The sequence below is a fragment of the Erwinia sp. S43 genome, assembly GCF_016624745.1.
GTDB classification, from domain to species: Bacteria; Pseudomonadota; Gammaproteobacteria; order Enterobacterales; family Enterobacteriaceae; genus Erwinia; species Erwinia coffeiphila.
The window spans coordinates 15,507-38,308 of the sequence record NZ_JACVTX010000026.1; the positions used below are offsets into that span (position 1 = coordinate 15,507).

Genomic DNA, 22,802 nt, shown 5'->3' on the forward strand with positions numbered 1-22,802 from the left:
TAATCCTGTTTTAGTCAAACTCCAGTTCCACCTGCTCCGATCCTATCAACGACCGCAGATCGTTTAATAAACGATCGCTGGGCGACACGCGCCAGGTCGCGCCAAAGCGCAACTTCGCCCGCGCATCCTCTCTCTGATAGTAGAGATGTACCGGAATTGTCCCCGAACGATGGGGTTCCAGGGATTGACGGAGACGGTTCAAAAGCTGGTCATCAATTTGCCTGTCCGTCAGCGATATAGCAAGTCCACGCGCATATTTTTCGCGTGCTTCGTCGATGTCCATCATATCTCGGGCCATCATTTTAAGCCCGCCGTTGAAGTCATCAAAGCTGACCTGTCCGCTGACGATCAGGATACGGTCTTTTTCCAACATATGCTGGAACTTATCTAACGCATCTGTGAATAACATCACTTCCAGACGACCCGAACGATCGTCAAGTGTACAGATACCAATCCGGTTACCGCGTTTTGTTACCATTACGCGGGCCGCCACCACCAGACCGGCCGCAGTGGTCATTTTGCCACGTTCGGTCGGGTGCATGTCTTTCAGGCGCAGTCCACCGACATAGCGCTCAATTTCTTTTAAATACTGATTAATCGGGTGACCGGTTAAGTAAAGCCCTAAAGTCTCTCTTTCGCCATCCAGCTGGATCTGTTCAGGCCAGGGTGTGACGTCAGAATAGGACTTTTCTACCTGCTCAGGCGCTTCCGCCAGCACGCCAAACATATCCGCCTGGCCAATCGCTTCTGCTTTCGCATGCTGATCGGCAGCCTTCAACGCATCGGGCAGCGCACTCATCAGCGCGGCACGGTGTGGCCCCAGACGGTCAAATGCACCGGACATAATCAGTTTTTCCAACACCCGCTTGTTCAGCTTTTTGGTGTCGGTACGGGCACAGAGGTCGAACAGCTCGCGGAAGTATCCTCCCTCGTTACGCGCCTCAATGATCGCTTCGATCGGGCCTTCGCCGACGCCCTTAATTGCCCCGATGCCATAAACGATTTCGCCATCGTCATTAACGTGGAACTGATACAGCCCGGAGTTAATATCCGGCGGCAGCACCTTGAGGCCCATACGCCAGCACTCATCCACCAGGCCAACCACCTTCTCGGTGTTGTCCATATCGGCGGTCATTACCGCGGCCATAAACTCGGCCGGATAGTGCGCCTTCAGCCACAGGGTCTGATAGGAAACCAGCGCATAGGCGGCAGAGTGTGATTTGTTAAAGCCGTACCCGGCGAATTTCTCCACCAGGTCAAAGATCTTAATCGCCAGTTCGCCGTCAACGCCGCGAGCTTTCGCGCCGTCTTCAAAGCCGCCGCGCTGCTTGGCCATTTCAACCGGGTTCTTTTTACCCATTGCGCGACGCAGCATGTCCGCGCCGCCCAGACTGTATCCCGCCAGCACCTGGGCAATCTGCATAACCTGTTCCTGATACAGGATGATGCCGTAGGTGGGTTCCAGCACCGGCTTCAGCGACTCGTGCTGCCACTGAATATCAGGATAGGAGATTTCCTCACGTCCGTGCTTACGGTCAATAAAGTTATCTACCATGCCGGATTGCAGCGGCCCGGGACGGAACAGGGCAACCAGAGCGATCATATCTTCGAAGCAGTCGGGCTTCAGGCGCTTAATCAGATCCTTCATGCCGCGCGATTCAAGCTGGAAGACCGCGGTGGTTTCCGAACGCTGCAGCATGTCGAAGCTTTTCTGGTCTTCAAGCGGGATGGCCGCGATATCGATCGGCTCAAGCCCCTCTTTTTTACGCCGCGCGTTGATCATTCCCAACGCCCAGTCAATGATCGTCAGCGTACGCAGGCCGAGGAAGTCGAACTTGACCAGCCCTGCGTATTCCACGTCATTCTTATCGTACTGAGTAACGGGGTGGTTGCCGTTTTCATCACAGTAAAGCGGCGCAAAGTCGGTAATTTTAGTCGGCGCGATAACCACGCCCCCGGCGTGTTTACCGGCGTTACGTGTGACGCCTTCCAGCTTGCGCGCCATATCAATCAGCGCTTTAACCTCTTCATCCGCCTCGTAGATTTCCGGCAGCTGTGGTTCAGCGGCAAAGGCTTTTTCCAGCGTCATCCCCGGATCGGGCGGCACCAGCTTGGAAATACGATCGACGAAGCCGTACGGATGCCCGAGCACGCGCCCCACATCGCGAATAACCGCCTTCGCCGCCATCGTACCGAAGGTAATGATCTGCGATACCGCTTCACGCCCGTACATTTCCGCCACGTGATCGATGACCAGGTCGCGCTTCTCCATACAGAAGTCAACGTCGAAGTCCGGCATGGAAACACGTTCAGGGTTGAGGAAGCGTTCGAACAGCAGGTCAAACTCCAGCGGATCGAGGTCGGTGATTTTCAGCGCATACGCCACCAGCGAACCGGCACCGGAACCACGACCCGGCCCCACCGGTACGTCATTATCCTTCGACCACTGGATAAACTCCATTACGATAAGGAAGTAGCCAGGAAACCCCATCTGGTTGATAACATTGAGTTCAACATCCAGACGCTCGTCATATTCCGGCCGGCGTTCGGCACGCAGCTGTTCATCAGGGAACAGGAATTCCAGACGCTCTTCCAGCCCCTCTTTCGATTTCATCACCAGGAAATCTTCGGTGGTCATTTCACCGGTCGGGAACTGCGGCAGGAAGTATTCACCAAGGCGGATGGTCACGTTACAGCGTCGGGCAATTTCCACGCTGTTTTCCAGCGCTTCCGGGATGTCCGAGAACAGCTCGCACATCTCCTCTTCCGTCCGCATATACTGCTGCGGGCTGTAGTTTTTCGGGCGCTTGGGATCGTCAAGCGTGAAGCCGTCGTGGATCGCCACACGGATCTCATGGGCGTCAAAGTCATCTTCCTGCAGGAAGCAGACTTCGTTGGTTGCCACTACCGGTATCCCTTCAGCAATCGCCAGATCGACCGCTGCGTGCAGGTAAACCTCTTCATCCTGGCGGCCGGTACGGATCAGTTCCAGATAGTAACGATCCGGGAAATAGGTCTGGTAGAAGCTCAGGCACTCGGCAACGCCGGTGGGATTGCCGCGCAGCAGCATTTTGCCGACGTCACCGCGCCGCCCACCGGAGAGCAGAATAATGCCCTGCTGGTGCTCCATCAGCCAGTCGCGGTCAATGGTCGGGCCCGCCGGTCCGTAGCCACGCTGGTAGGCGCGGGAAATCAGCAGGGTAAGGTTTTGATAGCCTTCGTTATCCGCAGCGAGCACGGTCAGCTGGCTCAGTTCATCGCCCATCAGCGGACTGGCAACGTTAAAATCTGCGCCGATAATCGGCTTCATTCCCTGCCCGTGTGCAGTCCCGTAAAACTTGACCAGCCCGCACAGGTTGGTGAAATCGGTGATACCAATTGCCGGCATACCCATTTTCGCCGCATTTTTCACCAACGGGCCCGTCTTCGCCAGTCCATCGATCATGGAGTAGTCGCTGTGAACGCGTAAATGAATAAAACGAGGTTCGGCCATCTGGGATTCCGTTAAAACTGAAGGGGAAGATTACAGCGTACGGGAACGCGTAGCGGCAATTTCAGCATCCAGCAGCGCATTGCGCACCGGAGCAAAACTGCGGCGATGATGCGGCGTTGCACCGTGCTGCGTCAGTTTTTCCATATGCAAGGCGGTTGGGTAGCCTTTGTGCTGGGCAAAACCGTATTCGGGATACAGCAGATCCAGCTCGGCCATTTCACGATCGCGCGTCACCTTGGCGATAATGGAAGCCGCACTGATTTCACGCACCAGGCTATCCCCTTTGACCACAGCCTGGCTGGGCATCGCCAGCGCCGGGCAGCGGTTGCCGTCAATCAGTACAAAATCAGGCGTGATATGCAGACCGGCCACGGCACGCTGCATCGCCAGCATAGTGGCATGCAGGATATTGATCCGATCGATCTCTTCCGGTTCTGCCCGTCCCAGGCTCCAGCTCAACGCTTTCTCAACGATTTCATCGTACAGCGCCAGCCGCCGCTTTTCAGACAGTTTTTTCGAATCGGCCAGGCCCTGGATAGGGTTGGCAGGATCGAGAATTACTGCGGCGGTTACCACGGCACCGACAAGCGGGCCACGCCCTACCTCATCAACGCCAGCAATCAGCGCGGCGTTGGGATAAATAAAATCACTCATGGACACAGCTCCAGTACGGCGGCCGCAGCCTGTTCATCCGCATTCCAGCGGATTTGGTGGTGCAACTCGGTAAAGGTCGCCAGTAACTGTTGACGAGCTTCACCGTTGAACAACAGTGGTTCCAGCGCCGCAGCCAGTTTCTGCGGTTCACACTCGTCCTGCAACAGCTCTTTCACCAGCTCACGACCGGCCAGAAGATTGGGCAGTGAAACATAATCCGTTTTCACCAGGCGTTTCGCCAGCCAGAAAGTGAACGGCTTCATACGGTAGCCCACGACCATAGGACATTTCGCCAGCATACACTCCAGCGCGGCAGTGCCGGAGGCAAGCAGTGCGGCATCGCTGGCCACCATTGCAGTGCGGCCTTTGCCATCCAGCAAATGCATGGTCAGATCCGGCGCAACGTCGGCTTTTATCTTTTCAAACTGCTCGCGGCGACGCGGATTGACCAGCGGAACAACCACCTCCAGCTGCGGGTATTTTTGCCGCAGCAGCATGGCGGTACGCAGGAAATCTGCGCTGAGCATCTCCACTTCGGCATTGCGGCTGCCCGGCAGCAGAGCGAGGCAAAGCGCATCGGGCGCGATGCCCAGTTCCTGCCGCGCAGCCAGCTTATCAGGCTCTATCGGCATCGCATCGGCCATCGTATGGCCGATAAAGCGGCAGGGTACATTAAAGCGGTCATAAAAGGCTTTTTCAAACGGCAGGAAAGCCAGCACCAGATCGGTAGCACGGCCTATTTTAAATACCCTCTTTTGCCGCCATGCCCAGACTGACGGGCTGACGTAATGAATCGTACGGATACCACGCTGTTTCAGACGTTCTTCCAGCGTAATATTGAAATCGGGCGCATCAATACCGACGAAAACATCGGGCTTCAGCTCGGTAAAGCGGGCAGTCAAATCCCGGCGGATGTGCAGGATACGGCGCAGCCGCCCGAGTACCTCGACGATACCCATCACGGCTAACTCTTCCATCTCATACCACGCTTCGCAGCCTTCGGCCTGCATCAGCGGGCCCGCTACGCCAACGAAACGGGCATCAGGATGCTTTGCCTTCAGCGCACGGATCAGACCGGCACCAAGAATATCGCCGGAGGTTTCTCCGGCGACAAGGGCAATCGTTAAGGGATGCTTAGGCATGAGTTAACGAATCAGACCCCGGGTCGAGCGCGCAAAGAAGTCATAGAAAGGCTGAACTTCAGGGTGCGCTTTCGCCAGCTCTGCAATCTCTGGCTTCACTTCATCCAGCGTCTTACCGCTGCGGTACAGCAGCTTGTAAGCATTACGGATTGCGTGCAGGGCATCTTTGCTGAAGCCACGGCGCTGCAGACCCACAAGGTTAATACCAAATGGCGTTGCGTGATTGCCCTGGGCGATAACGTAAGGAGGAACGTCCTGCGCTACACCGGAACAGCCGCCGACCATCACATGCGCGCCAATGATGCAGAACTGATGCACCGCCGTCATACCACCGATAATCGCGAAGTCATCGACGGTAACGTGGCCTGCCAGCGTGGCATTATTCGCCAGGATACAGCGATTACCAACGACACAGTCATGGGCAATATGCGCATTCACCATCAGCAAATTATCATCACCCAGTTTGGTCACGCCTTCTGCCTGAGCAGTACCACGGTGGATAGTCACGCTCTCACGAATGCGGTTACGATCGCCAATCTCAACACGGGTAGGTTCACCGGCGTATTTCAGATCCTGGTTTACCTCACCGATGGAGGCAAACTGGTAAATGGTGTTGTCCTTACCAATACGGGTATGGCCATTCACCACGACGTGCGATTTTAGAATCGTGCCTTCACCGATTGATACATTAGCGCCTACGACGCAAAAGGGACCAATCTGAACGCCAGCGCCAATGACGGCACCTTCTTCAACGATCGAACTTGGGTGAATTACGGCGGTGCTGTCAATCACGAATTAAGCCTCCCGGCTGCGGGCACACATCATTGTTGCTTCGCAGACAATTTTACCGTCAACGGTTGCCACGCCCTTAAAGCGCGTTAACCCACGGCGGGTTTTCTCGAAGGTCACTTCCATGATCATCTGGTCACCAGGCACTACAGGGCGCTTAAAGCGCGCTTCGTCAATTCCGGCGAAGTAGTACAGCTCACCCGGTTCCAGTTTCCCTACGCTCTTGAACGCCAAAATTCCCGTGGCCTGAGCCATCGCTTCCAGGATCAACACGCCTGGAAAAATCGGCTTACCAGGGAAATGGCCCTGGAAAAACGGTTCGTTAACCGAGACGTTCTTCACCGCACGCAGATACTTGTGCTCTTCAAACTCAAGCACGCGATCGACCAGCAGAAACGGGTAGCGGTGCGGCAGTAGTTCAATAATCTCTTCAATCTTCAGAGTATGCGTTTCAGTAGTCAAAATACTCTTCCTGTCCTAAACATTCTGATGGCATCAATAACACGGCCTGCAACAATCGGAGATCGTTAGCAGGCCGCAAATCATTTCCGTGCGCTTGGCTTTCCCTGCTTAGCATGTTCTATTTATGAAAGCTGGGCAGCGTAAGTGGTGAATCGTCGCTCAGTCTTTATCAACCTTGCGTTCGACGGCCTTCAAGCGTTTGCTCAGTTCGTCGATGTTCATCACCAGCGCTGCAGTTTTGCGCCAGGTTTTGTTGGGCTGCAGTGGAATCCCCGAAGAGTATACTCCAGGTTCGGTGATTGGTCGCATCACCATTCCCATTCCAGTGACGGTTACTTTGTCACAAATTTCCATATGACCATTAATTACGCTGGCACCGCCGATCATGCAGTAACGACCGATCTTAAGACTGCCAGCCATAATCACTCCGCCTGCAACGGCAGTGTTGTCACCGATCACAACATTGTGTGCAATCTGGCACTGATTATCTATGATAACACCATTCCCGATTTGAGTGTTATCCAGCGCACCACGATCGATGGTGGTACAGGCGCCGATCTCAACGCGATCGCCAATAATGACCGTGCCGAGCTGGGGGATTTTCACCCAATTGCCGCGATCGTTGGCATAGCCGAAACCGTCAGCACCAATGACTGTACCTGACTGGATCAGGCAATCGCTGCCGATTTGCACTTCGTGGTAAACGGTCACATTGGCCCAAAGGCGGCTACCGGCACCAATTCGTGCTTTTTTCCCAACGAAGCAGCCAGCACCGATAACCGCGTTATCGCCCAGCACGACGTCGGATTCGATCACCGCATGTGCGCCAATCGAGATATTTTTGCCCAAAGTCGCAGTAGGATCGATCACTGCGTGAGGCGAGATAGCGGTGGCCGGCTGCGGTGTCGTATCCAGCAGCTGTGCCATACGGGCATAGGTCAGATAAGGATTTTTCACTACCAGAGCCGCGCCAGCAAAGCATTCGCGGTCTGCTTCTAACAGCACCACGGCAGACGCCTGACAGGTAGCCAGCTGTTCACGATAACGGCTGTTGGAAAGGAAAGTGATCTGACCGGTTTGAGCGGATTGCATAGAAGCAATGCCGGAGATGGCGATATCGCCATCTCCGTGCAATTCTGCATCCAACTGCTGGGCTAAATCAGCCAGTCGAATTGAAGACATGTATTATTTAACCTGTTTCAGTACATCTGCAGTGATGTCTTTTGCTTTAGCCGAATAGGCTACAGCATTCTGATCGATAACCACATCATAGCCTTCGCTATCAGCAACTTTCTGCACGGCATCCTGAATGCGGCTCAGAATTTTGTTGCGCTCTTCAGCCTGACGACGACGGTTATCCTGCTCGAAAGCCTGCGCTTTGGTTGAGAAGGTTTCACGCTGTGCCATCACGTCTTTTTCCAGACGGCTACGATCGCTGGCTTTCATGGTAGAACCGTCACGCTGTAAACGCTGCATTTTAGTTTGCAGATCGCGTTCCATGCCCTGAAGTTCGGTAGCACGGCCTTTGAATTCATTCTCAAGCTGCTTCGCAACGGTCGCACGCGCTGGTAACTGTTGGAAAATGCTGGAAACGTTCACCACTGCAATTTTGTCAGCTGCCTGGGCTCCAGCGGAAACCGCCATAGCAATACCCAGACCTGCGGCACACAACAACTTTTTCACTATAAACTCCTTACCATCAACGTTTGTGTCATGGACACATGTGTTGCGCATTGTGTGGCCTGCTTAAGCAGGCCATCACTTAACTGCGCGATACTCTTTTGCGTACTTCCTTGCTACACCGAATTACCAGGTTTTACCAATGTTAAACTGGAACTGTTCGGCTTTATCTCCATCATACTTTTTAAACGGCTGAGCGTAGGAGAACACCAGAGGACCTAAAGGTGACATCCACTGCAACGCTAAGCCGGCAGACATACGAATGTTGCTTGGATCGCTATAGTCAGGAATACCTGCCGCACGCGTTTCGGCGGTGTTTTCCCACTTAGTATCCCAGACCGTACCCGCATCCACAAACAGTGACGTACGTACCGAGTTCGAGTACTTCTCACTGATAAATGGCGTTGGCGTAATCAGCTCAAGGCTGGCGACAGCCATGGCGTTACCACCGATCGCATCGTCTGAATTACAGACTTTGTTCACGTCAGTGCCGGAACAGTCTGAAGAACCGTTGTTCAGGTATGCCGCTTTCGGACCAATGTTATTGGAACGGAAGCCACGCACGGTGCTGGATCCACCGGCATAGAAGTTCTCATAGAACGGCAGCTCTTTGCTGCTGAGCCCGTCACCATAACCTACGCGGCCACGGCCCAACATCACCCAGGTACGATCCTGATTCAGCGGCAGATACTGTTGCGTATCCAGCGTTGCCTTATAGAAGGCGTTGTCTGAACCAGGAATGGTGATTTTACCATTCAGGTTAGTACGGTTACCGGACGTCGGGAAGAAACCGCGGTCCAGCGTGTTGTACGTCCAGCCGTAGTTAAAGGTGAAGTCATCGGCCGAATAGTCTTCGTCACCCGCAATTGTTGGATTTTGCCCAACAGAACGCAGATAGCGCCACATAGCAATCTGCGGCTGCATGTTAGACAGGCTGTTATGCACATAACCCAGTCCCACACGCAGGGTGTTGTTTTCGTTCACCGGGAAGCCCAGCGTGCCATCTAAACCATAGCTCTTGTTGGTATAGTCAGACAGGTCAGCATCATCAGCTTTAAAGTCGTTGTAGAAAATACGACCACCCAGGCTGACACCGTCGACCGTAAAGTACGGATCGGTCAGAGAGAATTCAGCATAGGTCTGATAATCGTTTTTGGTTCCGCTAATACCGACGGTATTACCGGTACCCAGCCAGTTATCCTGGGTCACACCCACCTGGAAGCTGACGCCGCTTTCAGTACCGTAACCGATACCAAAGTTCAGCGTACCGGTATTACGCTCTTTCACCTTATAGACGACGTCTACCTGGTCCGGCGAGCCCGGTACGCGCTGCGTATCGGTATCCACGGTTTCGAAGTAACCAAGGCGGTTCAGGCGCTCTTTACCCTGCTCAACCAGGTCGCTACCCAGCCATGCGCCTTCCATCTGGCGCATTTCGCGGCGCAGTACGGAATCTTTCGAGGTATCGTTACCTTCAAAGCGAACTTTACGCACGTAATAACGGTTGCCCGCGTCCACATTCACATGCAGCTTAACGGTTTTATTGCTGTCGTCGATTTCAGGCTGAGTCTGAACGCGCGGGTAGGCATAGCCATAGCGCCCCAGAAGCTTCTTGATATCGTCTTCCATACGGGTCACTTTGGCACCGTTATAGAGTTCACCCGGGGTGATTTTAGTCAACCCTTCGATCTCCGCCGAGTGCCCTGCCAGGTTGCCGTTTACCGTCACGCCAGAGAGCTTGTACTGTTCGCCTTCGGTGATGTTAACGGTAATGTAAATGCCTTTTTTATCCGGCGTCAGGCTGACCTGGGTGGAATCGATGTTGAAACGAGCATAGCCGCGATCCAGATAGAAGCTGCGCAGCGTCTCAAGGTCACCGGCCAGTTTCTGTTTCTGGTATTTACGATCGCCCACCACGTTCCACCACGGCACTTCGTCACGCAGCTGGAAGCGGGAGATCAGCTCTTCAGAGCTGAAGGCTTTGTTACCAACGATGTTGATCTGCTGAATCTGTGCGGAAACACCTTCGGTAAACACCAGCTTCAGGTCAACACGGTTGCGCGGCAGCGGCGTTACCACTGCTTTAACGCTGGCACTGTATTTACCGACGCTGTAGTAGAAGTCTTCCAGTCCCTTCTCAATCGAGGAAATGGTGGTGCGATCCAGTGCTTCACCCACACGCACGCCTGAAGCTTCGAGGTTTTGCTTCAGCATGTCCTCTTTCACCGCTTTATTGCCGGAGAAGGTGATGCTGGCAATCGTCGGACGCTCTTTAACCTGAACAATCAGCGTGTTGCCGTCGCGCAGGACCTGAACGTCTTCAAAATTCCCGGTCGCAAAAAGTGCGCGGATAGTATTACTGAGATCTTCATCGGAGACAGTGTCTCCCACGCGGACTGGCATACTGAGCAATGCCGCACCGACGGCGACTCGCTGCAGGCCTTCGAAATGAATATCCTTCACTACGAATCCGTCTGCACCGTATACGGTAGCGCTGCTAAGCAGCAGCGACGCTATGAGCAACTTTTTCATCGCCATCGTTGTTATGCATTCTTCCTAACTGGTTCTCATCGCTTAAGGGGATTTCAGCTTACGCTGGCCTGTTGTGGCCTTCGCTGGCTAATTCCTGAGCTCCTAGAGGCGCGAGAAATCATTGAATAGTGCAAGCCCCATTAACAGCACCAGCAAAATAGAGCCGATACGATAACTGAAGTCCTGAACTCGCTCGGACACCGGCTTCCCTTTGATCTTTTCGATCGCCAGGAACAACAAATGTCCACCATCTAACACCGGCAGTGGGAACAGGTTGATTATGCCAAGGTTCACGCTAATCAGAGCGAGGAACATCAGATAATAAATCAAGCCATACTCCGCTGACATCCCAGCCCCTTGGGCGATAGAAATCGGCCCGCTGAGATTATTCAGTTTCACATCACCGACAATCAGTTTACCCAGCATGCTTACCGTTAACTTCATCAGTTGCCAGGTTTTCGCACTGGCTTCACCGATAGCGGCAAACGGTCCATACTGTCGTACCGTTCTGTACTCATCGGGCAGCGGAATAACCCGGGGGACTACCCCGGCAAACCCTTCTGCCTTATTACGTGGATTGATGTCCGGCGTCAGCGTTAAATCAACCGTGCCGCCCTGACGTTCAACCTGCAGTGCGATTGCCGTTCCCGGATTATCACGCACCGTCGTCACAAAATCCTGCCACTGCTCCAGCGGCTGACCACTGACTTTAACGATCCTGTCGCCCGCTTGCAAACCCGCCTTACTTGCTGCGGAGTTCTTCTGTACCTGCGCCAGTGTCGTTTCTATCTGTGGTCCGCGGGGCTGAATACCCAGGACCACAACCGGATCCTGCTTATCGGGTTCGAACTGCCAGTTGCGCAGATCGATGCGTTTGTCACTTGTCCGATCGCTACCGAACGGCGCTACGCTGACGGTGGTACTTTCATCACCAATCTTCGCAACAAGTGCCATACGCACAGCATCCCAATCAGGCGTTTCGATACCGTCAACGGCTTTAAGTTCCATGCCTGGGGTAATTTGCGCGATTGCAGCAGGCGAATTGCTGGTTATTTCACCAATAACTGGTCGAACACCGGGAACGCCGATGATAAATACCAGCCAGTAGGCAATGATAGCAAAGATGAAGTTGGCCATTGGCCCGGCGCCAATAATAGCTGCGCGCTGAAGAACGGTTTTGTTGTTGAAGGATTGATGGCGAAGCTCCGGCGGCACGCTCTCAACACGCTCATCGAGCATCTTGACGTAGCCGCCGAGTGGGATCAGGGCGATAACGTACTCTGTTCCCTGCTTATCACGACGACGCCACAGGGCCTTACCAAAGCCGACCGAGAAACGTTCGACTTTGACGCCACAGCGGCGGGCCACCCAAAAGTGACCAAACTCATGCACGGTGATTAAAATCCCCAGCGCAACGATAAAAGCAGCAAGACTCCAGAGTACGCTCAACATAATGTTTCCCTACAGAGTCCCAAACACCAGCAGTAGAAGACAGGCAAAAACGGGAACCGCCGCGGTCAGGCTATCAATACGGTCAAGGATGCCACCGTGGCCGGGAATAAGATTACCGCTGTCCTTGATGCCCGCTTCACGCTTGAACATGCTCTCGGTTAAATCGCCCAGCACCGAGGCCAGTGCGGCCGCGATAGAGCAAACCAACAGCGTGCCTAAGGAAACCTCAAGTGGAGCAAACGCGCTGAACAACCACGAGAGCAACGCAGAGGTGACCAGCCCGCCGATAAAACCTTCCCAGGTTTTACCCGGAGAAACTTTCGGTGCCAGCTTATGTTTGCCAAACAGCTTACCAAACATATAGGCACCGGAATCGGCGCCCCATACCAGCAGCATCACGTACAGTAGCCACCAGGCACCGGCAAAATGATCGGCTTCGTAATGATACTGACGTAGCGCCAGCATGCCCCAGAAAAACGGTACTATCGTGAGCAAACCAAATATCAGTCTTAGCGGCTTAGATGTCCGCCAGAGCGCTGCGGAGCCCGGATAGAACAGCACCAGCAGCAGCGCCGCAATCCACCAGCCTAAGGCGAGCCAGAGCGCACCACTAACCTGTGGCAGCTGAACCAAATGTTGATAAGCAGGAAGAGTGATGAGCATAAATGCCAGCAGCAAGCCGCAAAGCAGCGCCAGCCAGATCCGCTGCGAACGCGAAGCAAAGCCGGAGAACTGCCCCCATTCCCAGGCAGCCAGCATGCTAATCACTAAAATGACGATCTCAAATCCTAACGGTGGCAGCAGAAACAGCGCTGCAATCACAATCGGAATTAAAATAAATGCGGTAATCAGGCGAGACTTTAGCAAAGATTACCCCCAGTGCGCCTATACGCTGCCGGGTGCTGCGCCGCCAAATCGGCGCTCTCGTTGTGCAAACGCATTCAGTGCACCTTCAAAAACTTGTTCATCAAAATCAGGCCAGAGAGTATCAGTAAACCAGAACTCTGCGTAGGCGACTTGCCACAGCAGGAAGTTACTGATGCGATGCTCTCCCCCAGTCCTTATTACTAAATCCACAGGGGCCAGTTCATTGAGGCAAAGATAAGGTTCCAGCGTCTCTTCCCCAATCTGATCGGGGCGAAGAAGACCTTCCTGGACCTGCTCGGCCAATTTTCTGACACCATGGATAATATCCCAACGACCGCCATAATTCGCGGCTATGTTGAGCGTTAGTCCATTATTTTGTTGAGTAAGTTCCTCAGCGCGGCGAATACGTTCCTGCAAACGGGAATTAAAGCGGCTGATGTCACCGATAATTCTCAGTCTGACGTTATGCTTATGGAGACTTTTTACTTCACTGTCGAGTGCCCAGACAAACAGCTCCATTAAAGCCAGAACTTCCTGCTGCGGACGGTTCCAGTTTTCGCTGCTGAAGGCATACAGCGTCAGCGCGTCCAGCTTATTGCTCACGGCGAAACTGACGGCGCGGCGCACGGATTTAACCCCCGCCTTATGGCCGGAAATGCGCAGCTTACCCTGGTTTTTAGCCCAGCGGCCATTGCCATCCATAATGATGGCCACATGGCGAGGCTTCAGCCCCGCCTGGTCATCGCTTTGTAATAAATTTTCGGACGACATAACGCGTAATGATTTCCTTGTTCAGAAATACAACGGCTTAGGAATATTTCACCCGCACAGCACAAAATTCGTGCAAAAAGGGTTAACTCATCCGCTTTATCACGTAGTACCTCTGTTCGGTGGGCGGAGACTATATCATCTCCTCCCGATGCCCACAAATGGCGGTTCGCGAAATCGCGTTACGCCGAGTGAGCAGAAAAACGAGGTACCAGTGACGTCGCCAGTGCACGCGCTTCGCGATCGATAGCGAGCACCGCCTCTACACTCTGCGGCTCCTGGCTTGACAGTTTTTCCAGTACCGCAACATTGAGTGCTGCAATATCGGTAAAGCGGATTTGCGATGCAAGAAACGCCGCAACGGCGATCTCGTTGGCCGCATTCAGTGCGGTAGTCGCCGCCTGTCCGGCAAGACTTGCATCGATTGCCAGTTTCAGGCACGGATAACGCGCGTAGTCCGGCTCCGCAAAAGTGAGTGCCTTCATACGGGTGAAATCCAGCGGCTGAGCACCTGAGTTAACGCGCTCCGGCCACGCCATCGCATGGGCAATTGGCGTACGCATATCCGGTGACCCCAGCTGTGCAATCACGCTGCCGTCACGGTAGCGAACCATTGAGTGGATAACGGACTGCGGATGCAGAATGACTTCCATCTGCGCATCCGTGGCGTTAAACAACCAGCGGGCTTCAATATATTCCAGGCCTTTGTTCATCATGGTGGCCGAATCAACGGAGATTTTTCTTCCCATTGACCAGTTCGGATGTGCACACGCCTGATCTGGCGTAACGCGGCTGAGTTCAGCCAGCGGTGTATCACGGAACGGGCCACCCGACCCCGTGAGGATAATGCTGTCGATGCCATTTTCCTCGAGAGAAGCGTACCCTAACTGCTGCTGTAAGGAAGCAGGCAAACTCTGAAAAATAGCATTGTGTTCACTATCAATGGGTAAAAGCTGGGCTTTTGACGCGCTGACAGCATCAAGGAACAGACGTCCGCAGGTCACCAACGCTTCTTTGTTTGCCAACAGCACCTGCTTACCGGCGCGAATGGCTGCCAGGGTCGGCAGTAAACCCGCCGCGCCGACAATCGCTGCCATCACCTGATCGACATCATCGAGCGAGGCCAGATCGCAGGCCGCCTGCTCGCCGCTCAGCACTTCCGTCTTCACATTAAGGCTCTGCAGACGCAGGCGCAGTTCTACCGCCGCCTGCTCATCCGACATCGCGGCATAAGTGGGGCGAAATTCCAGGCACTGCTCAACCATCAGTTCAACATTACGCCCGGCAACCAGTGCCCTGACGGAAAACAGATGAGGATTAGCACGAATGACGGCCAGCGTACTGGTGCCGATTGAACCGGTCGAACCGAGAATGGTCAATTGCTTCATGAGGCTGCTCTGTGTAGTGACCCGTCACAGGCGGCAACCAGAGAAAGGCAAAACCGCCCTTTGGGGGAATGAGTAAATGCAAAACGCCGCCAGATCGTCCGTTCCCAGGAAAGGCGATCTGTACGGCGTTTCATCGGATCATGATGAAATCAGAATTCCATCAGCTCCGCTTCTTTCTCGGCCAGTGCAGCATCAATTTTCTTGATACCAACATCGGTCATTTTCTGGATGTCTTCCTGTGAACGACGATCATCGTCTTCACTGATTTCTTTGTCTTTCAGCAACGCTTTGACTTTATCGTTGGCATCACGGCGCACGTTACGCACGGACACACGGCCCTGCTCTGCTTCACCACGAACGATTTTAATCAGATCTTTACGACGTTCTTCCGTCAGCGCTGGCAGTGGAACACGGATATCGGTGCCCGCAGACATTGGGTTCAGACCGAGGTCAGAAGACATAATCGCTTTTTCAACCGCATTGCTGATTGAGCGGTCAAACACGTTGATTTTCAGCGTGCGGGAGTCTTCGACTGTGACGCTCGCCAGCTGGCGCAGCGGGGTCGCAGACCCGTAGTATTCGACCATAATACCGTCAAGAATAGACGGCGATGCGCGGCCGGTACGAATTTTACTGATGTTGTTTTTGAATGCTTCTACGCATTTATCCATGCGTACTTCTGCATCTTTCTTGATGTCGTTAATCACGTTGAAACCCTTGGATTCTGTTTGATCCACCAGCAACCGGCAGCGCCGGAAGCCGTTCAAATATATGTATACACGTCATAATTCAAGCTGCAGGTGCGTTTGCTGTAACCACTCACCCCGGTCACACCGTTATCGGTGCTCCCGCAGATTAACGGCTTTGCCGCAGATCGAATTATTTAGAGTATGAAGGATAACCCTGACTGGCAGAATATACCTTATCTTAACCATTTTAAATGCAGACTGATATTAATGCGTAATCAGCGTGCCTTCTTTTTCGCCCATCACCACGCGACGCAGTGCGCCAGGTTTGTTCATATTGAACACGCGGATAGGCAGCTGGTGATCGCGCGCCAGCGTAAAGGCGGCCAGATCCATTACTTTCAGTTCCTGATCCAGCACCTCAGTATAGGTCAGCTGTTCGTACAGCGTTGCATCCGGGTTCTTCACCGGATCCGCAGAATAAACGCCATCCACTTTAGTGGCTTTCAGAACCACATCGGCTTCGATTTCGATGCCGCGCAGGCAGGCTGCGGAGTCAGTAGTAAAGAACGGGTTGCCGGTACCGGCAGAGAAAATCACTACGCGGTTGTTACGCAGCAGGCTAATCGCCTCTGCCCAGCTGTAGTTGTCGCAAACGCCGTTCAGCGGGATTGCCGACATCAGGCGAGCATTCACATAGGCGCGGTGCAGCGCATCACGCATTGCCAGGCCGTTCATCACGGTTGCCAGCATACCCATGTGGTCACCAACAACGCGGTTCATGCCGGCCTGTGCCAGGCCTGCACCACGGAACAGGTTCCCCCCACCGATGACCACGCCCACCTGAATGCCCAGTTCAACCAGCTCTTTCACTTCCTGAGCCATGCGATCCAGAACGCTGGCATCAATACCAAAGCCTTCTGCGCCTTGCAGTGCTTCGCCACTCAGTTTCAGCAGGATACGTTGATATACGGGTTTTGCATTAGTCGCCATGGTGTTTTTTCCTGGAAGCAATCATCGAAAAAAGGGGTATAAACTGTGCGGTATCATCCTGGAAGCAGGAGAAGAATGCTATTGGGATGAGACTGAAATTGCGCTGCGCCAGAGGCAGGCAAAAAAGAACCGCCGTTTGGCGGTTCCTTTATCGCGATTAAGACTGTTGAGACATGGCAGCAACTTCTGCTGCGAAGTCAGACTCAACTTTCTCAATACCTTCGCCCACTTCAAAGCGGATGAAGTTAACAACGTCAGCATTGTGCTCTTTCAGAACCTGGCCCACGGTTTTGCTTGGGTCGATAACGAAAGGCTGGCCGGTCAGAGAAACTTCGCCGGTGAATTTCTTCATGCGGCCTTCAACCATTTTCTCTGCGATTTCTTTCGGCTTACCGGACTGCATGGCGATGTCCAGCTGAACTTTGTACTCTTTCTCAACCACTTCTGCAGAAACGTCTTCTGGCTTAACGAATTCTGGCTTGCTTGCTGCAACGTGCATTGCCAGCTGCTTAACCAGCTCTTCGTCTGCGCCTTTAGCAGAGATCAGAACGCCGATACGTGCGCCGTGCAGGTAGCTACCCAGCACTTCGCCTTCCAGAGAAGATACGCGACGGATGTTGATGTTTTCACCGATTTTAGCAACCAGCGCAACACGCTCTTCTTCGAACTGTGCTTTCAGCACTTCGATGTCAGTGATTTTGCCAGCAACTGCGGCATCCAGCACTTTATCAGCGAACGCCTGGAAACCAGCATCTTTAGCAACGAAGTCGGTCTGGCAGTTAACTTCCAGAATCACGCTGTAGTTACCAACGATTTTGGTTTTGATCACGCCGTCAGCAGCAACGTTGCCTGCTTTCTTAGCGGCTTTGATCGCGCCAGATTTACGCATGTTCTCGATCGCCAGCTCGATGTCGCCGCTCGCTTCGGTCAGTGCTTTTTTACAGTCCATCATGCCAGCGCCAGTACGCTCGCGCAGTTCTTTTACCAGAGCAGCGGTAATTTCAGCCATTCTCTAATCCTCGGTTAGTCAGCATCTGCTGCAGCTCGCCATCGGGCAAGTCCACATCACATGTCTATTTCTCGGGAGATACATTCTGCCTCGCCGATTGTGACAAACGGCAAAGCGAAGTCGAAAAAATAAAGGGGCCATTCTGGCCCCTTACAGATTTACATCTGATTGATAAGGGCTCTGTTAAGAGCAAGCCTTATTACTCAGCTTCGGCGAAGGTTTCTTCTGCCTGCTGAGCCAGGTCCTGAGAGCGACCTTCACGTACAGTGGTAGCCACTGCAGTCAGGTACAGGCTAACAGCACGGATTGCATCGTCATTACCAGGGATAATGAAGTCAACGCCGTCTGGATCAGAGTTGGTATCAACGATAGCAAATACTGGGATACCCAGGTTGTTTGCTTCTTTGATAGCGATGTGTTCGTGATCTGCATCAACAACAAACAGTGCGTCTGGCAGGCCGCCCATGTCTTTAATACCGCCCAGGCTGTTTTCCAGCTTGGCCAGTTCACGGTTGCGCATCAGCGCTTCTTTCTTGGTCAGTTTGTCGAAGGTACCGTCCTGAGACTGAGTTTCCAGATCTTTCAGACGTTTGATTGACTGACGAACGGTTTTCCAGTTAGTCAGCATACCACCCAACCAGCGGTGGTTAACGAAGAACTGGTCGCAGCTCAGAGCAGCATCTTTTACCGCTTCGCTTGCAGCGCGCTTAGTACCAACAAACAGGATCTTGCCTTTACGAGCAGCGATCTTGTTCAGCTCAGCCAGAGCTTCGTTGAACATTGGTACAGTTTTCTCAAGGTTGATGATGTGAACTTTGTTACGTGCGCCGAAGATGAATGGCTTCATTTTCGGGTTCCAGTAACGGGTCTGGTGACCGAAGTGAACACCAGCCTTGAGCATGTCGCGCATGGAAACAGTTGCCATGATTACCTCTAAATAGATTGATTGGGGTTAGGCCTCCACGTATCCCATACAACCGACCACAAAAGCGTTAACGCTTTTGGGCACCCCGGAGTAAGGTGTCGATACGTGTGTGTTATTTACACAAAGTGAGATTTTCGCGTTCTCAGACGGGGAGAAATCCACCGAACAAAGAATCGTCGGCGCGCTTTATACCATAAAGCAGCCGTTGACGCCAATAGTTGTTGCCGCTTTGCGCTGCGCTGCATCACCCATACCAATAGCGAACAAGCATCGCCATAAACGACAATTGGCAGCGTCCGGACGGGCTGTTACCATTGCAGCACTTTCTTTATTATTGTCGAAAATGACGACAAATGCGGACTTAATGAATGGCAATTTCAATTAAAACACCTGAAGAAATCGAAAAAATGCGCGTGGCCGGTCGCCTCGCAGCCGAAGTTCTTGAGATGATTGAACCTTATGTTAAACCCGGCGTAAGCACCGGAGAGCTGGACCGCCTGTGCCACGAGCACATCGTCAACAAGCAGCAGGCCGTTTCCGCCTGCCTTGGCTATCACGGCTTCCCGAAATCGGTATGTATTTCGGTCAACGAAGTGGTGTGCCACGGTATCCCAAGCGATGAAAAAATCCTGAAGGATGGCGACGTAGTCAACATTGACGTGACGGTCATCAAGGATGAGTATCACGGCGATACCTCCACCATGTTTATCGTTGGTAAACCAACTATTCAGGGCGAACGCCTGTGCCGTGTCACCCAGGAGAGCCTGTATCTGGCGCTGCGCATGGTTAAGCCGGGCATTCGTCTGCGCGCCCTGGGCCGTGAAATTCAGAAATTTGTTGAAGCCGAGCAGTTCTCGGTGGTGCGCGAATACTGCGGCCACGGTATCGGTAAAGGCTTCCATGAAGAACCTCAGGTTCTGCATTACGATGCCGATGACGGCGGCGTAGTATTACAGGCAGGTATGGCATTCACCATTGAACCGATGGTCAACGTCGGTGACTACCGCATTCGTACGATGAAAGACGGCTGGACGGTAAAAACCAAAGATCGCAGCTTGTCCGCGCAGTATGAACACACTATTGTAGTAACGGAAAACGGCTGCGAAATTATGACGCTGCGTAAAGATGAAACCCTTCCGTCCGTTCTGACGCACGAAGGTTAATCGCCGTAAAATCGACCCTTACAGTGAGTCTGAAGCCGGCACCCGCCGGCTTTTTTAATGTCTGCAGTATCTGTCCGGAGCGGTGAAATGAATAAAGATGTGACCGATGCCAGCACGCTGAAAATTTTAACCAAGTCGCCCATACTTTGGGAAGATGCTGAAATCACTCGCGAATTCCTGAAGACTCATCTGGATAACTTTCAGCAACATCTGGCCGGAGCCTTCGATGCAGGCCAGGATGCGGAAAGCCTGATTGCCGCACGCACGTTGTTCATCGATCGGCTGCTGCGCCGTCTTTGGCGCTTCTTTGGCTTCCCGGAAAAAGAAGGTATCGCCCTGGTTGCGGTCGGCGGCTACGGGCGCGGTGAACTGCACCCGCTCTCCGATATTGATGTGCTGATCCTCAGCCGCAAACCGCTTTCCGATACTGACGCACAGCGTACCAGCGATCTGCTGACGCTAATGTGGGACCTCCGGCTTGAAGTCGGCCATAGCGTACGCACGCTGGAAGAGTGCCTGCTGGAGGGGCTGTCCGATCTGACCGTGGCGACCAACCTGATTGAGTCGCGCATGCTGACCGGCGATCTGGCGTTGTTTCTGGAGATGCAGAAAAACGTCTTCAGCGATGGTTTCTGGCCTTCCGACCGCTTCTTCGCGGCAAAAATTAGCGAACAGCAGGAGCGCCATAAACGCTATCACGGCACCAGCTATAACCTTGAGCCAGACATCAAAAGCAGCCCCGGCGGCCTGCGCGATATTCACACCCTGCTGTGGGTTGCGCGCCGCCACTTTGGTGCAACGTCCCTGGATGAGATGGTCGGCTTTGGCTTTTTAACTCAGGCCGAACGCAATGAACTCAATGAGTGTCAGAGCTTTCTGTGGCGGATTCGCTTCGCCCTGCACCTGACGCTGACCCGCTACGATAACCGCCTGCTGTTTGACCGCCAGCTTAACGTTGCCCGCCGCCTCAACTACGAGGGCGAAGGCAATGAGCCGGTTGAGCGCATGATGAAGGACTTCTTTCGCGTCACCCGCCGGGTGGGCGAGCTGAACCAGATGCTGCTGCAGCTGTTTGATGAAGCGATTCTGGCCCTGCCGACCGATGAAAAGCCGCGGCCGATCGACGATAATTTCCAGCTGCGCGGTTCACTGATCGACCTGCGCGATGAAACGCTGTTCAACCGCGAGCCGGAAGCGATTATGCGCATGTTTTATACCATGGTGCGTACGCCGAAAATCACCGGTATTTACTCCACTACGCTGCGCCATCTTCGCCACGCGCGGCGCAATCTGAAACAGCCTCTGTGCACCATCCCTGTCGCGCGCGAGCTGTTTATGTCGATTCTGCGCCATCCGGGGGCGGTCAGCCGGGCGCTGGTTCCGATGCATCGCCACAGCGTGCTGTGGGCCTATATGCCCCAGTGGAGCAACATTGTCGGCCAGATGCAGTTCGACCTGTTCCATGCCTACACGGTTGATGAACACACCATTCGCGTACTGCAAAAGCTGGAAAGCTTTGCTCATGAAGAAACCCGCTCTCTTCATCCACTCTGCGTAGAGCTGTGGCCGCGCCTGCCGCAGCTGGAGCTGCTGCTGATGGCCGCCCTGTTCCACGACATTGCCAAAGGACGCGGCGGCGACCATTCGATCCTCGGCGCGCAGGATGCGCTGGAGTTTGCTGAGATGCACGGCCTGAACTCGCGAGAAACCCAGCTGGTTGCCTGGCTGGTGCGCCACCACCTGCTGATGTCGGTCACCGCCCAACGCCGTGACATTCAGGACCCGACCGTTATTCAGCAGTTTGCCGAAGTGATGCAGAACGAAAACCGCCTGCGCTATCTGGTCTGCCTGACCGTCGCCGATATCTGCGCCACCAATGAAACCCTGTGGAACAGCTGGAAGCAGAGCCTGCTGCGCGAGCTGTTCTTCGCTACTGAGAAACAGCTGCGTCGGGGCATGGAAAACAGCCCTGACCTGCGCGAGCGGGTGCGCCACCACCGCCTGCAGGCGCTGGCCCTGCTGCGGATGGATAATATTAACGAAGAGGCACTGCATCAGATTTGGGGGCGCTGCCGCGCGGATTACTTCCTGCGGCACACGCCGAATCAGCTGGCCTGGCACGCTCGCCATCTGATGAAGCACGATCTCGACCAGCCGCTGATCCTCGTCAGCCCACAGGCAACGCGCGGCGGCACCGAGATCTTTATCTGGAGTCCGGATCGCCCGTATCTGTTTGCCGCCGTTGCCGGTGAGCTGGATCGCCGCAACCTCAGCGTTCACGATGCGCAAATCTTTACCAGCCGCGACGGCATGGCCATGGATACGTTTATCGTGCTGGAGCCGGACGGCAGCCCGCTGTCGGCCGATCGGCATGAGCTGACCCGCCACGCGCTGGAGCAGGCAATCACCCAGAGCAGCTGGCAGCCTCCGCGTGCCCGTCGTCAGTCGGCGCGGCTGAAGCATTTTAATGTCGATACCGAGGTTAATTTTCTGCCAACCCACACCGATCGCCGCACCTACCTGGAACTCATCGCCCTCGATCAGCCAGGATTACTTGCCCGCGTAGGGGAAGTGTTTGCCGACCTGAATATTTCGCTGCACGGAGCGCGGATCAGTACGATTGGGGAACGGGTAGAGGATTTATTTATCCTTGCTAACAGCGATCGGCGGGCATTAGATGCAGAAATGCGCGAAGTGCTGCAACAACGGTTGACAGAGGCCCTTAATCCAAACGATAAAGTGTGACCCGGATTTACTTTTTAACCTCGCCACCCCGCAATGCCTTATAAACCGCATTGT

Annotated in this window: 19 protein-coding genes; 2 read left to right on the plus strand and 17 right to left on the minus strand. The window is 53.9% G+C overall.

The genetic code is table 11. The annotated features are described in order from the left end of the window. Positions 1 to 10: 10 nt before the first annotated feature. The 17 genes from dnaE to IBT47_RS22035 form a co-directional block, all read right to left on the minus strand. Positions 11 to 3,493: a DNA polymerase III subunit alpha gene (gene dnaE, locus IBT47_RS21955; RefSeq protein WP_105595454.1), complete on the minus strand. Its 3,483-nt coding sequence runs from the start codon at positions 3,491 to 3,493 to the stop codon at positions 11 to 13. A gap of 30 nt (positions 3,494 to 3,523) precedes the next feature. Further along, positions 3,524 to 4,147 carry a ribonuclease HII gene (rnhB, locus tag IBT47_RS21960; RefSeq protein ID WP_200563038.1) on the minus strand — a complete coding sequence of 208 codons (624 nt, stop codon included), beginning with the start codon at positions 4,145 to 4,147 and terminating at the stop codon, positions 3,524 to 3,526. Then, entirely contained in the window at positions 4,144 to 5,289 is a 1,146-nt protein-coding gene (gene lpxB / locus IBT47_RS21965; protein WP_200545306.1) for a lipid-A-disaccharide synthase, read from the minus strand. The genes rnhB and lpxB overlap by 4 nt, the downstream gene beginning before the upstream one ends. Before the next feature lie 3 nt (positions 5,290 to 5,292). Continuing rightward, positions 5,293 to 6,081 carry an acyl-ACP--UDP-N-acetylglucosamine O-acyltransferase gene (gene lpxA, locus IBT47_RS21970; protein ID WP_200545305.1) on the minus strand — a complete coding sequence of 263 codons (789 nt, stop codon included), beginning with the start codon at positions 6,079 to 6,081 and terminating at the stop codon, positions 5,293 to 5,295. A 3-nt stretch (positions 6,082 to 6,084) separates the two neighbouring features. After that, on the minus strand, positions 6,085 to 6,540 hold the full coding sequence (gene fabZ / locus IBT47_RS21975; RefSeq protein ID WP_105595450.1) for a 3-hydroxyacyl-ACP dehydratase FabZ: 456 nt from the start codon (positions 6,538 to 6,540) through the stop codon (positions 6,085 to 6,087). A 159-nt stretch (positions 6,541 to 6,699) separates the two neighbouring features. After that, positions 6,700 to 7,722, minus strand: coding sequence for a UDP-3-O-(3-hydroxymyristoyl)glucosamine N-acyltransferase (gene lpxD, locus IBT47_RS21980; protein ID WP_200563040.1), 1,023 nt, complete (start codon positions 7,720 to 7,722; stop codon positions 6,700 to 6,702). A 3-nt stretch (positions 7,723 to 7,725) separates the two neighbouring features. Beyond that, a complete protein-coding gene (gene skp / locus IBT47_RS21985; RefSeq protein ID WP_105595448.1) occupies positions 7,726 to 8,223 on the minus strand; it encodes a molecular chaperone Skp in 498 nt (165 codons plus the stop codon). Between the two features lie 123 nt (positions 8,224 to 8,346). Then, positions 8,347 to 10,758 carry an outer membrane protein assembly factor BamA gene (gene bamA / locus IBT47_RS21990; RefSeq protein WP_200563042.1) on the minus strand — a complete coding sequence of 804 codons (2,412 nt, stop codon included), beginning with the start codon at positions 10,756 to 10,758 and terminating at the stop codon, positions 8,347 to 8,349. Between the two features lie 96 nt (positions 10,759 to 10,854). Continuing rightward, positions 10,855 to 12,204, minus strand: a complete 1,350-nt coding sequence (rseP, locus tag IBT47_RS21995; RefSeq protein WP_200563044.1) for a sigma E protease regulator RseP — start codon at positions 12,202 to 12,204, stop codon at positions 10,855 to 10,857. Positions 12,205 to 12,213: 9 nt separating this feature from the next. Continuing rightward, positions 12,214 to 13,071: a phosphatidate cytidylyltransferase gene (gene cdsA, locus IBT47_RS22000; RefSeq protein WP_105595445.1), complete on the minus strand. Its 858-nt coding sequence runs from the start codon at positions 13,069 to 13,071 to the stop codon at positions 12,214 to 12,216. A gap of 18 nt (positions 13,072 to 13,089) precedes the next feature. Continuing rightward, entirely contained in the window at positions 13,090 to 13,842 is a 753-nt protein-coding gene (gene ispU, locus IBT47_RS22005) for a (2E,6E)-farnesyl-diphosphate-specific ditrans,polycis-undecaprenyl-diphosphate synthase (protein WP_200563046.1), read from the minus strand. A 179-nt stretch (positions 13,843 to 14,021) separates the two neighbouring features. Beyond that, entirely contained in the window at positions 14,022 to 15,227 is a 1,206-nt protein-coding gene (ispC, locus tag IBT47_RS22010) for a 1-deoxy-D-xylulose-5-phosphate reductoisomerase (protein WP_200563048.1), read from the minus strand. 149 nt (positions 15,228 to 15,376) lie between these two features. Continuing rightward, positions 15,377 to 15,934 carry a ribosome recycling factor gene (gene frr / locus IBT47_RS22015; RefSeq protein WP_105595477.1) on the minus strand — a complete coding sequence of 186 codons (558 nt, stop codon included), beginning with the start codon at positions 15,932 to 15,934 and terminating at the stop codon, positions 15,377 to 15,379. Between the two features lie 246 nt (positions 15,935 to 16,180). Beyond that, positions 16,181 to 16,906, minus strand: a complete 726-nt coding sequence (pyrH, locus tag IBT47_RS22020) for a UMP kinase (protein ID WP_105595442.1) — start codon at positions 16,904 to 16,906, stop codon at positions 16,181 to 16,183. A 157-nt stretch (positions 16,907 to 17,063) separates the two neighbouring features. Beyond that, on the minus strand, positions 17,064 to 17,915 hold the full coding sequence (gene tsf / locus IBT47_RS22025; protein WP_105595441.1) for a translation elongation factor Ts: 852 nt from the start codon (positions 17,913 to 17,915) through the stop codon (positions 17,064 to 17,066). Positions 17,916 to 18,114: 199 nt separating this feature from the next. Continuing rightward, a complete protein-coding gene (rpsB, locus tag IBT47_RS22030) occupies positions 18,115 to 18,840 on the minus strand; it encodes a 30S ribosomal protein S2 (RefSeq protein ID WP_105595440.1) in 726 nt (241 codons plus the stop codon). A 186-nt stretch (positions 18,841 to 19,026) separates the two neighbouring features. After that, a complete protein-coding gene (locus tag IBT47_RS22035; protein WP_146114203.1) occupies positions 19,027 to 19,221 on the minus strand; it encodes a hypothetical protein in 195 nt (64 codons plus the stop codon). Here IBT47_RS22035 and map point away from each other — a divergent pair. Further along, positions 19,209 to 20,003: a type I methionyl aminopeptidase gene (map, locus tag IBT47_RS22040; protein ID WP_200563050.1), complete on the plus strand. Its 795-nt coding sequence runs from the start codon at positions 19,209 to 19,211 to the stop codon at positions 20,001 to 20,003. The genes IBT47_RS22035 and map overlap by 13 nt on opposite strands. A gap of 87 nt (positions 20,004 to 20,090) precedes the next feature. Further along, positions 20,091 to 22,748, plus strand: a complete 2,658-nt coding sequence (gene glnD / locus IBT47_RS22045; protein WP_200563052.1) for a bifunctional uridylyltransferase/uridylyl-removing protein GlnD — start codon at positions 20,091 to 20,093, stop codon at positions 22,746 to 22,748. Positions 22,749 to 22,802 lie beyond the last annotated feature (54 nt).